The organism is Geobacillus sp. 47C-IIb (assembly GCF_014679705.1).
Lineage (GTDB): Bacteria > Bacillota > Bacilli > Bacillales > Anoxybacillaceae > Geobacillus > Geobacillus thermodenitrificans.
Window position 1 is genome coordinate 2,286,868 of the sequence record NZ_CP061473.1, and the last position, 14,609, is coordinate 2,301,476.

The 14,609-nt window shown below is 46.5% G+C and carries 8 protein-coding genes and 2 pseudogenes; 8 read left to right on the top strand and 2 right to left on the bottom strand.

Annotated elements, in window-relative coordinates; all coding sequences use genetic code 11:
- Positions 1–2: 2 nt before the first annotated feature.
- The 4 genes and pseudogenes from IC804_RS11605 (at position 3) to IC804_RS11620 (ending at position 4,902) form a co-directional block, all read left to right on the top strand.
- Positions 3–1,232, top strand: a pseudogene (locus IC804_RS11605) (M20 family metallopeptidase).
- A 3-nt stretch (positions 1,233–1,235) separates the two neighbouring features.
- Complete coding sequence (locus IC804_RS11610; protein WP_190300602.1) at positions 1,236–2,309, top strand: tartrate dehydrogenase; 1,074 nt, start codon at positions 1,236–1,238, stop codon at positions 2,307–2,309.
- Positions 2,310–2,383: 74 nt separating this feature from the next.
- Positions 2,384–3,082, top strand: a complete 699-nt coding sequence (locus IC804_RS11615) for an SDR family NAD(P)-dependent oxidoreductase (RefSeq protein WP_233129504.1) — start codon at positions 2,384–2,386, stop codon at positions 3,080–3,082.
- 374 nt (positions 3,083–3,456) lie between these two features.
- Positions 3,457–4,902: an aldehyde dehydrogenase family protein gene (locus IC804_RS11620; RefSeq protein ID WP_029761619.1), complete on the top strand. Its 1,446-nt coding sequence runs from the start codon at positions 3,457–3,459 to the stop codon at positions 4,900–4,902.
- A gap of 310 nt (positions 4,903–5,212) precedes the next feature.
- On the opposite strand, the gene IC804_RS11625 is transcribed toward IC804_RS11620, so the two are convergent.
- Together IC804_RS11625 and IC804_RS11630 are read right to left on the bottom strand one after the other, a co-directional pair.
- Positions 5,213–6,484 (bottom strand): M56 family metallopeptidase, encoded by a 1,272-nt coding sequence (locus IC804_RS11625; RefSeq protein WP_223812800.1) that lies wholly within the window; start codon positions 6,482–6,484, stop codon positions 5,213–5,215.
- Positions 6,485–7,417: 933 nt separating this feature from the next.
- Positions 7,418–8,699, bottom strand: a pseudogene (locus IC804_RS11630) (IS110 family transposase).
- Positions 8,700–9,520: 821 nt separating this feature from the next.
- Between IC804_RS11630 and IC804_RS11635 the strand changes: the two are divergent.
- The 4 genes from IC804_RS11635 (at position 9,521) to rlmD (ending at position 14,120) form a co-directional block, all read left to right on the top strand.
- Positions 9,521–10,057, top strand: a complete 537-nt coding sequence (locus IC804_RS11635) for an NfeD family membrane protein (protein ID WP_008881412.1) — start codon at positions 9,521–9,523, stop codon at positions 10,055–10,057.
- A 21-nt stretch (positions 10,058–10,078) separates the two neighbouring features.
- Complete coding sequence (locus IC804_RS11640; protein ID WP_081157607.1) at positions 10,079–11,599, top strand: flotillin lipid rafts scaffold protein FloT; 1,521 nt, start codon at positions 10,079–10,081, stop codon at positions 11,597–11,599.
- 143 nt (positions 11,600–11,742) lie between these two features.
- On the top strand, positions 11,743–12,663 hold the full coding sequence (locus tag IC804_RS11645) for a diacylglycerol kinase (protein WP_008881410.1): 921 nt from the start codon (positions 11,743–11,745) through the stop codon (positions 12,661–12,663).
- Positions 12,664–12,737: 74 nt separating this feature from the next.
- Positions 12,738–14,120 (top strand): 23S rRNA (uracil(1939)-C(5))-methyltransferase RlmD, encoded by a 1,383-nt coding sequence (gene rlmD, locus IC804_RS11650; RefSeq protein ID WP_008881409.1) that lies wholly within the window; start codon positions 12,738–12,740, stop codon positions 14,118–14,120.
- Positions 14,121–14,609: the final 489 nt, after the last annotated feature.

Below are 14,609 nucleotides of genomic sequence, written 5' to 3' on the forward strand. Positions count from 1 at the left end.
TCATGAATAATTATGTTACGGATTCTACCCTTCGCCTTCTTCGAGATAGGGAGGAAGTAGTTAAGCTTACACAGGCACTTGTGCGAATTCCAAGTGTGTATCGGCCAGGAGATCCTGAGGGGAATGAACAAAAAGTGGCTCAATATGTAGCGAATTATTTAAAACAGATGGGAGTTGAGGTGCATATAGAAGAAGTAGAACCGGGACGCCCTAATGTTATCGGTATTATCGACTCTGGAAAGCCGGGGAAAACCATTCTTTTTGAGTGACATACGGATGTAGTAACAGAAGGGGATAGAAGTGCATGGACTTATGACCCTTTCGGAGCGGAAATTGTTAATGGGAGAATTTATGGAAGGGGCACAAATGACACAAAAGGAAATTTAGCTTGTATGATCACCGCTGTTCATTCTTTATTGAGGGAGAAAGAACAATGGAAAGGAAAAATTATACTTTGTATTCCTTGTGATGAAGAAGGAATGATGATCGGGATTAAGCACTTTATCCAAAGAGGTTGGGCGAAGGGGGTTGATGGTGCGATTATTTGTGAGCCGGAAGAAAATCAAGTATGTATTGCGCAAAAAGGAGCGATGAGGATTGTTATTCGTGTATATGGAAAGATGGCACATGGGGCGATTCCTTTAAGTGGTATAAATCCAAACACAAGAATGGCGAAATTAATATGTGAGTTAGAACAACTAGAGAAACGAGAAAAAGAAAGATTAGGGAAACATCCGTTGCTTGGCTGGCCAAGTATTACTCCAACCATTTTGAAAGCACCTGTGCATGGGGATGCCCAAATAAATGTAATTCCTGATCAATGTATGACGACGCTGGATATACGAACGATTCCGGGACAGGATCACGAAGAGCTCTGTGAAGAAATTCAGCGTATCTTTGAACGGTTAGCCAAGGAAGATCCAGATTTTAAAGGGGAATTTGAAGTCATTGAAAACAGACCATGGACGAAAACGAGTAAAGATGAGCCAATTGTAAAGGCAGTGGCAGAAGCAGTGAGGAGAGTAACGAAAAAAGAACCTTATTACAATGGTGTACCCGGAGCGACGGATGGTACCTTTTTACACCTGGAAGGCATACCTATTGTAACTATTGGAGCAGGAGATCGTGAAATTCCTCATCAAGTTGATGAGTACGTAGAGATTGATGAACTCGCTGAAACGACTGAAATCTATAGAACAGCAGCTTTGCTGTTCTTAAATGAAGAGGTTTAGAGAATGAGGGAGTTTCGGATAGCAGTTCTTCCAGGTGATGGAATAGGTCCTGAAGTAATGAATGAGGCGTTAAAAGTTTTACGGATACTCAAATATAAAGATTACACATTTCAATTTCATGCAGATATGTTTTTGTGGAATTCAGAGTATTACTTGCAGCATGGGAGAATGATGCCAGAAAACGGTCTAGATATATTAAAGAATTACGATGCCATCTTGTTCGGTGCTATCGGAGACCCACGTGTGCCTGATGATATATCTGTGTGGGAATTGATTATGCCAATACGGAAAAGGTTTTGTCAATATGTGAATCTTCGACCTGTGAAAAAACTGAAGGGAATTCCTGAACAATTTATCCATCAAGAACGCCCTATCAATTTTGTAATAGTAAGAGAAAATGCAGAGGGTGAATATTCTAATAGTGGAGGAAGAATATATCAGGGAACTGATCAAGAAATAGCTGTTCAAAATACAATCATCACAAGGAAGGGAACAGAGAGAATAGCAAGATATGCATTTCAATATGCTAAAAAACATGGTTATCAAAAAGTTATAAATGCAACAAAGTCAAATGCGGTAGTCCACTCGATGAAATTGTGGGACGAGGTGATTGAGCATGTTGCCAGCGAATATCCAGATATTCAATTAGAAAAGTACTATATTGATGCTTTAGCTGCATACTTTGTTCAAAGACCTGATACACTTCAAGTTATTGTCGCCTCTAATTTATTCGGTGATATCCTTTCAGATTTAGGCTCTGCTTTAGTAGGGGGACTAGGTATATCGCCTTCCGCTAACATCAACCCGGAAGGGGTATTTCCATCGATGTTTGAGCCGGTACATGGGTCAGCCCCAGACATTGCGGGAAAGGGAAAAGCGAATCCGATTGCCCAAATTTGGTCAGCAGCGCTAATGCTTCAATCTTTAGGTAGAGAGGATTTAGCTAGTATTATCTTAAAAGCAATTGAAAAGGTAACCGAGCACGGAGAAAAATTGACAGAGGATCTTGGTGGCAATTCAACAACCGCTGAAATGGGAGAAGAAATCGTTCGACAAATAGTCAAAATAATGGGCTAAAGGTAGAGAGGTGAGATCAATTGTGTATGCGCTTTCTAGACAAAGTCGTTATCGTAACAGGAGCAGCAGGAGGTATGGGGAAAGCAGCCGTAAAGCGTTTTTTAGATGAGGGGGCACATGTTGTGGCCCTCGACCTTTATCCTAGAGGGATACCGGAGACAGCCGATCACTTTTATCCATTGGCTGTAGACGTAACAAATGAAGAAAAAGTAAAGCAAGTATTTCAGGAGATTCGAAATCAGTTTGGCAAAATAGATGCACTTGTCAACTTTGTAGGGATAGCACAACAAGCTGAACCGATTGAACAAGTGTCTTTAAATAAATGGATGAAGATTTTAAATACAAATGTTACTTCTTTATTTTTGCTTTGTAAAGAAGCGGTTCAGATTATGAAAGATACACGAAACAAAGGGGCAATTGTTAATGTTGCTTCCATTTCTGTCGTCCGACCAAGACCGGGATTGCAATCCTATATCGCTTCTAAAGGTGCAGTTGTGTCCTTTTCTCAAGCTCTAGCTCTTGAACTGGCCCCTTACCAAATTAGAGTCAATGTGATTCATCCAGGACCGTGTGATACTGATATGTTAGGAGAATTTGCAGCTCTCGGATCTGATGTGAATGTGGTGAAGGAGGAAATATTCAAAAAAAGCATTCCGTTAGGGGAATTAATCCAACCAGAGGATGTAGCGAGTACCGCTTTATATCTTTGCTCAGACGAGGCACATATGATTACAGGGAGTGTTATTCATGTCGACGGTGGACGCGGTATATGAGGAATCCATGTTTTGTTGATTTATATCCAGCAGGGTCATAACAAGATATAAAACTGTTGCAGATAGGGAGTAGATACTCCAAGAAAAAATTTTAATAGGGGCGAAAGTATCATCATCGCCCTTTCTTATGATGGGTTGAGATAATCACTCATTATATACAGGCGCATTGAAAAATCAACATTTGTCCTCGCCTGCACAGAACTTCTTGCCCTGCAACCTAGTTTGCAGATGGCATCTACGGGATCTTTGGAGCAATTGCTATTTGGATTGCAGGATGATGCGGGAGGTTAACTCTTCATCTTGCATATGTATATAGCAGTGAGATGCATATAAGGGGTTTTGCGATGATCATTATTTAAAGTAAGGGGATGGGCATGAAAAAACGAAAAATGTATGTAGATGGAAAATGGATCGATAGTAAATCAGGAGAGGCAATCACCGTTTTCAACCCTGCAAACTATGAGCCGATTGCTCAAGTTCCTCGTGGTAATAGCGAAGATGTAAATGATGCAGTTGAAGCTGCACGAAGAACATTTGAGTCACAGCAATGGAGGAACGTGAAACCGCATGAACGAGGTTATATTTTGCTTGAGATGGCTAAAAGAATACGAGAGTGTAAAGATGAGTTGGCACGATTAGAAACATTAGATGTCGGAAAGCCTTTGTCTCAGTCATATGCAGATGTGGAGGCAGCGGCACGATATTTTGAGTTTTACGGAGGGGTTGCCGATAAAATAATGGGGGAAACCATTCCAGTTGAGCCGGGAATATTAGATTATACTATTCGTGAACCGCTCGGTGTCACAGCACATATTATTCCATGGAATTATCCTATTCAAATTTCTTCAAGAAGTGCCGCAGCAGCAATCGCGGCAGGAAATGCTGTTGTCATGAAACCAGCTGAAGATGCTCCTTTAACTACGTTAAAGTTGGCAGAGTTTTTCGACGAACTAAACCTTCCAAACGGAATATTCAACGTAGTGACAGGATTTGGACATGAAGCAGGAGCAGCTTTGGCATCGCATCCAGATATTGACCATGTGACATTTACTGGATCGGTAGAAACAGGAATATCTGTTATGCAGGCTGCAGCTAAGAACGTCGTTCCTGTTACGTTAGAACTAGGAGGGAAATCTCCAAATATTGTATTTTCAGATTGTGATAAAGAGAAAGCTTTACATTGGATAGTAAAGTCAATTATACAAAACGCTGGTCAAACCTGTTCGGCTGGTTCTAGGCTCATTATTGAAAAATCGATCAAAGATTCGTTTGTAGAAGCTTTAGTAGAAAGATTTAAAAACATGACAATTGGTCCGGGTATAGAGGATGTTGATATTGGACCTATTATTTCAAAAAAGCAGTTTGACATCATACAGAATTTCCTCTCGATTGCAGAGAGAGAAGGGAAGATACTTGTAGGTGGACGGCGAGTAATGATTCCAGGAAATGAGAAAGGATATTATGTACAGCCCACTATTGTTGATGAAGTGGATGCAAATAGTCCATTAGCTCAGGAAGAAATTTTTGGACCTGTGTTAACGGTACTTACGTTTGAATCGGAAGAGGAAGCCATTCAAATGGCTAACGGGACTAAATTTGGGCTTGTGACAGGCATTTGGACATCAGATGTAAAGAGAGCTCATCGTGTTGCAGAAAGGGTTCAATCTGGACAGGTCTTTATCAATAATTATGGGGCAGGCGGAGGTATTCAAATGCCTTTCGGCGGATATAAACGAAGTGGGTTCGGGAGAGAAAAAGGACTAGAAGCATTGAGAAATTACACACAATTAAAAAATATAGCTTTGAAATACTCTGACTAGGCTTAATCGTTACTAGTTTTGTATTTGTGGCGATGATAAAGTCTTCATTATTTAACGTGGCGTTTGAATGGATTGAAAAGAGGGTGTCCTCAAATTCGTGCAATTTAGGAAAGTTTCTATAACAATAAATAAGCCAATTATCTAATTGATTGACGACCAAAAAAGAGACACGAACCGAACTCCTTGATTACAATAGGCGTATGCCCATCACGAGTCACAAGGAGGTTCGTGTCTCATGTGTATAACGACGAGATCTCACGAGGAGAGCTCAGTTGACCATTGAGATGAGTAAGTCTGCTCACCTACAGTTTCAATTGGGCAACGACTCCCGGAAGCGGCTGCACCACCATAATTTAATTTTTCCGATGCTCCATCCGGTTTCTGTTGTTTGAAGTGAATGAACACGCCAATACATGGGTGGATGGGACATAAACTGGAATTCCAAAAATCTGAAAAACCAAGAATCTCTTTCTAAGGAAGAGATTTTTTTGTCCTTTTTATTCGCTTCTTGCTCTTTTTCAAAAGTAACGTAGTATCCTGCAGACTTTTCCAATGCTCGATCTTGATATTCACACAGGATCGTCAAGCTGTTAGCCATTTGAGCATTCCCACCGTCCAACAGCGTTGCTCCTAAATGATCTGCCCGTACTTCCATCCACTGTGTGAATAGAGATTGGAAAGCAGGAAGCAGAAAAATCAAGAGCCAAAGGCTGAGAAAAACAAAGATTTGAGCATGTTCCAGCCAATTTTGGAAAGCTTTATAGAAAAGGAAAACACCAGCCAAAACCAACCCAATCAACAAAAATCGCAATAACTGTCCCATCAAGACATCTCGCTTTTTCACATGAATCGCCTCATGAGCCAAAATGCCTTCAATGGCTTCATGGGGAAGTTTCAGCGTTTCTGAAGTCAACGCTACCAATGATCGACCAATATTCGCGCCTATCGCAAAACCGTTATATTCGGCCGATTCCGTGACATAAATATCGACATGGGAAAGGCCGGCACGTGAAAAGACTTTCTCGATGATTGGCAGCAAATCGGGATCGTCTATTTTCTTCATATCTAAAGCGATTTTTAATACGCGATCAGAAATCCATAGATTGAATATCCAAAATAGTACCATAACAATGGTTGTTACGATCGGTCCGATCCCCATCAAAGTAAACAGTGTGATGAGAGCTGCATAAGCTCCCACCCCTTTCACCGTGGCTGCAAAATACCATTTTCCTAAAAGACGTTTCCAATTGTTTTGATGATAGAAAGGCTTTACTTCGACCTCTTCCATTTTATGTATTTCTTCTTTGAGGAGAAATGCCATTGATTCCGATGGATCCGGAGTGAAATAGACTTTTTCACCGGAAAAAGATAGCTTCCACGTTTTCCCCATGCTGGTCGTATAGTCCATGTTAGGAGAGAATAAAGAAAAAAGCTGGAATAGTTGCAACACATCCGGCCGGGTTTGAACGCTGACTTCTGAAAGTTCCTCCAATGGATACTTTTTTGTTTCAAACAAAGATACAGCATATAGTACTTCTTCGTGTTCTGCGTAAAAAAGGCGGAGAGAGCGAAACAACTCCACTCTTTTGTCAGTCCAACGACAAGAGAGACGAAGCTATATAAAAGTATGAGCGTGATCGGGGAATCCGGTCCGAAAAGGAAGTAAAGAACAGCGATGACTATAAACAATCCGGAAAATAAGAAATCCACTAGAAGGCGCTCTTTATTTTTAGACAAGACAATTTCTCTCGCGCCTTGTTCTTTTAGTTGATCGATGATCTCCTGCAATTGGACCTTGCTTCTTTCTGGTACCGGAGAGCTAAAAAAGCTAAATACAAATATAAAAAAAATAGGCACCGTTTTTATAAACCCTTGATCTAAGAACACATAGACGATCCATCCGATTCCGAGTATAGCAGTGAGGATATATACATATAAAGAAGGACACCATTTTTTAAAAAAAGTATGCCAAGAAACTGAGAAAAAAGCCGACCACAGCAGTCCAAATCGATATAGTCACATCTGGCATCTGTTGCTCCCCCTGTCTAGTTGAAAAAAGTGCAAGAAAACCCCCAGTCATTATTTATCACTTAAGTAAATCCACTAATACCCATTGGTAACGAAACTCCTCCCTCTAGAAATGTTGATTTATCAAGGCTTTTCGGCCTCTCAGGGGTGTCCAAAAAATATTTTTCGACAAAATCCCTTACATCCTTTTTCAGTTTTGTGGATATCTTACAGACCTAGGGTGCGCTTCGCGGCCATGGCTGGTTATATTTTCCTGACGTGGGGAGAAGCATATTCGATGCACCCTTTGGATCTCCGCGTCGCTGATGAGGACGAACCCTCCCATGTCTCCGGGCGTCTTCGCGCCAACATTCCCTCGTTCGGTCTCGTCATCAGGCGGAGGCCGGCCAAGCTCCTTTAGGGACTCAAGGTCGAATGGATGAAATCACGCCAGCTTCTCCGGTGTCATCTCGTTGTCCAACGATTCTTCCGTTCGCAGGGGGAGGCCTTAGGCCGCCCGTTGCACTTGGGACAAGACGTCCTGCTTCATTCGCTCCGCGTCAAACGCTTGTTTCTTCGTACAAATCGCAAACAGCACATTCAACAGCTTCCGGCACAAGGCGACGATGGACTGCTTTCCGGTCAGCGGGTTGACGGGGCGGGTTGTGTAATATTCATGCAGCTCGCGAAACGCCTCGTTGTGCCGGATCAGCGGAATCACCGCCCGAAACAGCACCGAGCGCAACCGTTTCCGTCCCCGTTTGGAGATGTGCTTTTGCCCTTTGCGCTGGCCGGAGGAGTTCTCCTTGAGCGTCAGGCCCGCCAACTTCACCAATTGGCGCGGGTCCCGATAATGGGCGAAGCTGCCGATCTCCGCCAGCAGATCGATGATCGTGGCGTCTCCCAACCCGTCGACCGTTTTCAACCATTGGTACTCCATCGTCGTTTGAACCAATGCCTTCAACTCGGCGTCCAGTGCGGCGATCTCCGCCTCCAATTGGCGGTATCGGCGGACGAGCGCGGCGATCTCAAACCGGGCCATCGTCGTCCCTTCCGTCACCCCAATGGAGTCCTTCGCGGCGTTGATCAACGCCTGAATTTTGGCCTTCTGCGGGCATTTCAGCCCTTCGCTTTGCCGGTACACCTCGATGAGCTCCTCGGCGGTCCGACCCGCCATATCAGCCGGAAGCGGCGTCCACTCCAACACCGAAAGCGCCGTTTTCCCCAAGTCACGAAACACGGTCCAAAACTCTGGAAAATACCGATCCGTCCAGCGGACGATCGCGTTTTTCACCGCCGTCTGTTCCTTGCGGAGCTTTCTCTTTGAGCGTGCTCCCCACGCGCAAATCGGCTTCAATCTCGTGCAGCAGCCGGGGAACGAGGAATCGTCCGTCTTTTGCCAGTCTGGCAATGACCAGGGCGTCTTTGGCGTCGTGTTTCGTCGGCAGGTTGTCATCAAGTTCTTTCGACCGGCACACATGCGCCGGGTTGACCATGACCAACGGGATCCCGTGCTCCTCGAGGAAGTAGGCCAGGTTCAACCAGTAGTGCCCGGTCGGCTCCACGGCGACGATCACCTCTGACTTCCCGAACGCTTGCATCGCCCCCTGAATCGCTTTATACAGCTGTTGAAACCCCTCTTTCGACTGGAAGATCGGGAACGATTTGCGAAGCACGCGCCCCCGGTCATCCACGAAGCAGGCGTAGTGGGTTCGTTTCGCGATATCAATACCCACGACAAGCGTTTGTTCGGTGACTTGATCAATTTTATAGTTTTGTGTACAATTCATCTGAAGTCCTCCTTGGTATGGTGAGTGATGTGGTTGACACCCCTGCATCATACCAAGAGGGCTTTTTTTGATCAAGTCCCCGGAAAAGCTCCTAACGGGAATGCTCCTTTCTACATGTAGGTAGGTTGACAATGACATATTGTTGAACGTTCATGAACGTTTTCTTCTAATCTTGGTTTTTTTTTCTAATTAGCATTATAGCAGGGATAGGTCCTTTTTGTATATCTTTTTCTTTTTTCACTCCACTGCGCTTGTTGGGGAACCTGAATGTGACCTACAATATTTTCATCACATGTAACGGATAACGATCATTCATGTAGGAGAGGAACCGTATGATTAAGAGCACCGTTTTTGTATGACTCATGTTGTTGCCTTCCTCATGATTCGGGATTCACGCTTACGAAAGCGAGCGGTCAGTGCCCTGATATGTTCTTTGCATGGGTGGATCAGCAGATTGTTGCTGATGTTTTGGCCATTCATTGTAGTAAAGGTGGGGCGAGCATGTCATGACGGAAGGGCATCGGCATCGCCACGCTCATTGCTGGCATCATTACAAACACATTCTGTCGTTCGTATTTGTTTGTTGTTGTACTCTTGGTTCCAGTATTTGTTCTGAACAACTCAATGGATGGGTCAGCCAATTTTTTTGGACTTGATTTTCTGAACCTAGGAACAATCGTTTGTGAACAGAATGTATGTTTTTTCTCTGGAGACAGGAAACATGAGGAATGTTGTCGAATATTGATGGAGGTGGAAAAATCATGAAACCTCTAACGGCTTCGGTCGTATGAATAGGTGAGGGGAAAGGAGGGAGGGAGAAGTTGTTTGGCTATCCGCCTGAAGTCGTATACGGAGCGGTGCTGGTGGTCAGCGCACTATTGACGGTTTTGTATTTTTTCTTCAGCGATGTGCTTGACGGTTTGTTCGATGTGGCCGCTCATCCGCTGTTTAGCCCGCAGCTGGTTTTATCGTTTTTCATCGTCGCAAGTGCGGTTGGACTGTTGGCGGAATGGTATACGGATTGGGCGTCTCATTGGATCATTTGGCTGAGCGTTGGAGTGGCACTTATTGTTGTACTGCTTTTGCACTTTTTCGTCTTTTTGCCGCTTCGGTCGGCTGAGGCTTCGCTTGGGTATACGGACGCCGAATTGGAAGGGTCGCTAGCGAAGGTGATCGTGTCCGTGCCGCCGGATGGGTTTGGTGAAATTCTCATCTCCCGTAAAAGCGGTGCAGTGGCCAAAGCGGCGAAGAGCATGAACAATGAAGCCATTCCGTCAGGGGAAGAGGTCATCATCGTGCGAATGGAAAACGGCATCGCTGTGGTGGCGAGGCACGATCCGTATCAGCTTTCCATCTAACATAACGAAAGGGGAAATGTCATGACTGTTGAACCATGGTTGATTGTAGTTGGTGTCGTTGTCTTGCTTCTCATCGGACTCATTGCTATTTTTATTGCTCGTTACCGTACAGTCGGTCCGGATGAGGCGCTTATTGTCACAGGCAGCTACTTAGGAAACAAAAACGTCCATGTTGATGAGTCAGGAAACAAAATTAAAATCGTCCGCGGCGGCGGTACGTTTGTTGTGCCGATTTTCCAACAGGCTGAGCCGCTCAGTTTATTGTCGATTAAGCTGGACGTGCAAACGCCGGAAGTGTATACGGAGCAAGGGGTGCCCGTGATGGCGGACGGGGTGGCGCTCATTAAAGTCGGCAGTTCGATCGGCGAAATTGCGACCGCAGCCGAGCAGTTTTTAGGCAAAACGCGCCAAGACATGGAAAACGAAGCGCGTGAAGTGCTTGAAGGCCATCTTCGCTCCATCCTCGGGTCGATGACGGTTGAAGAAATTTATAAAAACCGCGACAAATTTTCTCAAGAAGTACAGCGTGTCGCCTCACAAGATCTCGCAAAAATGGGGCTTGTCATCGTCTCGTTCACGATCAAAGATGTGCGCGACAAAAACGGCTACCTTGACGCGCTCGGGAAGCCGCGCATCGCTCAGGTGAAACGTGACGCCGATATCGCGACAGCAGAGGCAGAAAAAGAGACGCGCATCAAGCGGGCTGAAGCTGACAAGGAAGCGCGCAAAGCAGAGTTAGAGCGGATGACGGAAATCGCCGAGGCGGAAAAAATCAATCAGCTGAAACTCGCCGAATTCCGCCAAGAGCAAGATATCGCCAAAGCGCGTGCCGACCAAGCGTACCATCTCGAAGAAGCGAAAGCAAAACAAGAAGTTATGGCTCAACAAATGCAAATTAAAATCATCGAGCGGCAAAAACAAATCGAGCTCGAAGAAAAAGAAATTTTACGCCGCGAACGGCAATACGATTCAGAAGTGAAGAAAAAAGCCGATGCCGAGCGCTATGCGATCGAGCAAAAAGCGGCAGCGGAAAAAGCGAAACAAATCGCCGAAGCCGATGCGCAAAAATACCGCGTCGAAACGCTCGCCAAAGCGGAAGCCGAGCGCATCCGCCTCGACGGGTTGGCGAAAGCTGAGGCTGAGAAAGCAAAAGGGGAAGCAGAAGCGGAAATTATCCGCCTGAAAGGTCTCGCCGAAGCGGAAGCGAAACAAAAAATCGCCGAAGCGTTCGAACGCTATGGCCAAGCAGCCGTGCTCGACATGATCATCAAGATGCTTCCGGAATATGCGAAACAAGTGGCGAGCCCGCTGTCCAATATCGAGAAGTTGACGATTGTCGACACTGGCTCAGGAGCGGGAGGCGGTGCCAACCGCGTCACCGGTTATGCGACGAACTTAATGGCGAGCTTGCAGGAGACGTTAAAAGCGTCAACTGGCATCGATGTCAAGCAGCTGCTTGAAAATATCGCCCAAGGCGGGACACCAGCCTCACCCGTGAACCCACCTACTGCTTCGGGGCAACAAACGAACACGAACGAATAATTCAGCTGTCTCTAGCGCCTTTGGTCGATCCAAGGGCGCTTTTTCTGCTTCATAGTTGCGCAGGGAGCGCCGTTTCGCTATGATGTGGAATAGTGGAAGGTTCCTTTTCAAGGATGGAAAAAGAGGAAGTAGGTTGATGATGAATGAAACGAGCTCGAGTGATTTATAATCCGACATCGGGACGGGAGCTGTTTAAGCGCCATTTGCCCGATGTGCTCGTCCGATTAGAAAAGGCTGGATATGAAACGTCATGCCACGCCACTGAAGGGCCGGGGGATGCGACGAAAGCAGCGAGGCAAGCAGCCGAGAGGGAATTTGACCTCGTTGTGGCGGCAGGCGGCGATGGAACGATTAACGAGGTGGTCAATGGCATTGCGAATCAGCCATACCGCCCGAAGCTCGGCGTGATCCCTGTTGGGACGACGAACGATTTCGCCCGTGCTATCGGTGTGCCGCGTTCGATCGAAGGGGCGTGCGAGGTGATCGCCACGGGTGAACCTGTCGCGATTGACATCGGCTCTGTCACCAATGAAGACCAGACACGTTATTTCATCAATATCGCGGGCGGCGGGCGCCTGACCGAGCTCACCTATGAAGTGCCAAGTAAGTTGAAAACGATGCTCGGCCAGCTGGCCTATTACTTAAAAGGGATTGAAATGCTTCCGTCGATTAAGGCAACGGAGGCGCAAATTGAGTATGACGGCAAACTATTTGAAGGCGAAATCATGATGTTTTTAGTCTCGCTGACCAACTCGGTCGGCGGCTTTGAAAAATTAGCGCCTGATTCGTCACTCAATGACGGCCTGTTTGACTTCATCATTGTCAAGAAAACGAATTTGGCTGAGTTTATCCGTCTCGTCACGCTAGCGGCGCGCGGGGAGCACATTAACGACCCGCATGTCATTTACACGAAAGCCAATCGGGTGAAAGTACGCTCTTCGATGCAGCTGAACTTAGACGGCGAATTCGGCGGCATGCTTCCGGGCGAGTTTGTCAACTTATACCGCCATCTCGAAGTATTCATGCCAAAAGAAAAAGCAGCACAAGTGAGAACAGGGCCATAAGCCTGTTCTTTTCTTATGTCCTCACGCTAGAAGGGGCACGCTAAACATACACGATGGTCAGAAAGGGGAACGACATGGCGAAACAACAAGCACCGGTCGCCAAAAACGACTACTATGACGTGACATTCACAGATTTGACTCACGACGGTCTTGGCGTCGCGAAAGTGGATGGCTTTCCGTTGTTTGTGAAAAACGCGCTTCCAGGCGAGCGGGCGAAAGTGAAAGTGATCAAGGTGAAAAAAGGGTACGGGTACGGCCGCCTCATCGAGCTGTACGAACCGAGCCCGGACCGCGTCGAGCCGCCCTGTCCCGTTTATCGCCAATGCGGTGGCTGTCAGCTGCAACATCTAAGCTACGAAGGACAGCTGAAGGCGAAAGAAAAACAAGTGAAAGAAGTGCTCGCCCGCATCGGCAAGCTAGAACACGTCACCGTCCATCCGGTCATCGGGATGAAGAACCCATGGCGCTACCGAAATAAGGCACAAGTGCCAGTCGGTGAGCGCGAAGGGGGACTGATCGCCGGATTTTACAAAGAGCGAAGTCACGAGATCATCGACATGGACGCTTGTTTCATCCAACAGGAGAAAAATGATGTCGTCGTCCAAGCAGTGAAACGGATCGCCGAGCGCTATGGTGTCCGACCGTACGATGAACTCACCCACCGCGGCGTGCTCCGTCATATTGTCGCCCGCTACGGAGCGGCAACAGGTGAGGTGATGGTCGTGCTCGTCACCCGCACCGAACGTTTGCCGCACGAACAAGAGATTGTCCGCGACATCATCCGCGACATCCCTGACGTCAAATCGATCGTGCAAAATATCAACCCTGAGCGGACGAACGTCATTTTCGGAGCGAAAACGCGGGTATTATGGGGAAGTGAGTTCATCACCGACCGAATTGGCGACATCCAATTCGCCATCTCGGCTCGTTCATTTTACCAGGTCAACCCGGAACAGACGAAAGTGCTGTACGACAAAGCGCTTGAATACGCTGAGCTAACCGGAACGGAGACAGTCATTGACGCCTACTGCGGCATCGGCACGATCTCGCTCTTTTTAGCCAAAAAGGCTAAACATGTCTACGGCGTTGAAATCGTCCCCGAAGCGATCGAAGACGCCAAACGCAACGCGGCGCTCAACGGCATCACAAACGTCACGTTCGCTGTCGGCGCTGCTGAAGACGTCATCCCGCGTTGGTACGAAGAAGGCATTCGTGCCGACTGTCTCGTCGTTGACCCTCCGCGTAAAGGCTGTGACGCGGCGCTGCTCGAGACGATCATGGCCATGAAACCGCCGCGCGTCGTCTATGTCTCGTGCAACCCAGCCACCTTGGCCCGCGACTTGCGCATCTTAGAGGATGGGGGTTACGAAACGATCGAAGTCCAGCCTGTTGATATGTTTCCTCATACGGCTCATGTAGAAAGTGTAGCTCGATTAGCGTTAAAGATAAGAGCGTAAATAAACTCTTGTTAAAAACTCTTCTTGCCAAAAACCGAAGGAAAGTTTTGCTCATATAACAAGAACATCCTTCTCTATCCAGTTGACTGAACGGGTTAGGATGAAAAAGCAACCATTTTTCCAGAGAAACGGGACAGGTTCCTGTTTCTCTTTTTTGTTAGGGAGTAAAGGCGCAGGGGAAGAAGCATTCACTCGAATAAGGTAGACTGGTTCACGTTGAATGTTCAACGCTGAGCAGTTTCATCGTTTTAGCACAGGATCCCCCTACTTCCACGAATGAGAAAGGCGGAGCCCGATGAGTAAGTGGGGGAGGAAGGCGTCTTCCTCCTCTCTCTTCTAGTATGCTATTCACTAAATAATTGCTCATTTTTAGCGGGTGTTTATACAGGATGGAATTGAAAAATGGGAGCGATTGCTTACTCCCGTCGAAGAACAGAATTTTTTTCTATAATCTGTGGTGCCAGGACATGTTTCCGTTTCGCTGCAAAT

Coding starts and splice junctions, on each gene's coding strand:
- IC804_RS11610 (WP_190300602.1), top strand. CDS start 1,236: ATGAGGGAGTTTCGGATAGCAGTTCTTCCAGGTGATGGAATAGGTCCT.
- rlmD (WP_008881409.1), top strand. CDS start 12,738: ATGGCGAAACAACAAGCACCGGTCGCCAAAAACGACTACTATGACGTG.
- IC804_RS11615 (WP_233129504.1), top strand. CDS start 2,384: ATGGGGAAAGCAGCCGTAAAGCGTTTTTTAGATGAGGGGGCACATGTT.
- IC804_RS11620 (WP_029761619.1), top strand. CDS start 3,457: ATGAAAAAACGAAAAATGTATGTAGATGGAAAATGGATCGATAGTAAA.
- IC804_RS11640 (WP_081157607.1), top strand. CDS start 10,079: ATGACTGTTGAACCATGGTTGATTGTAGTTGGTGTCGTTGTCTTGCTT.
- IC804_RS11645 (WP_008881410.1), top strand. CDS start 11,743: ATGAAACGAGCTCGAGTGATTTATAATCCGACATCGGGACGGGAGCTG.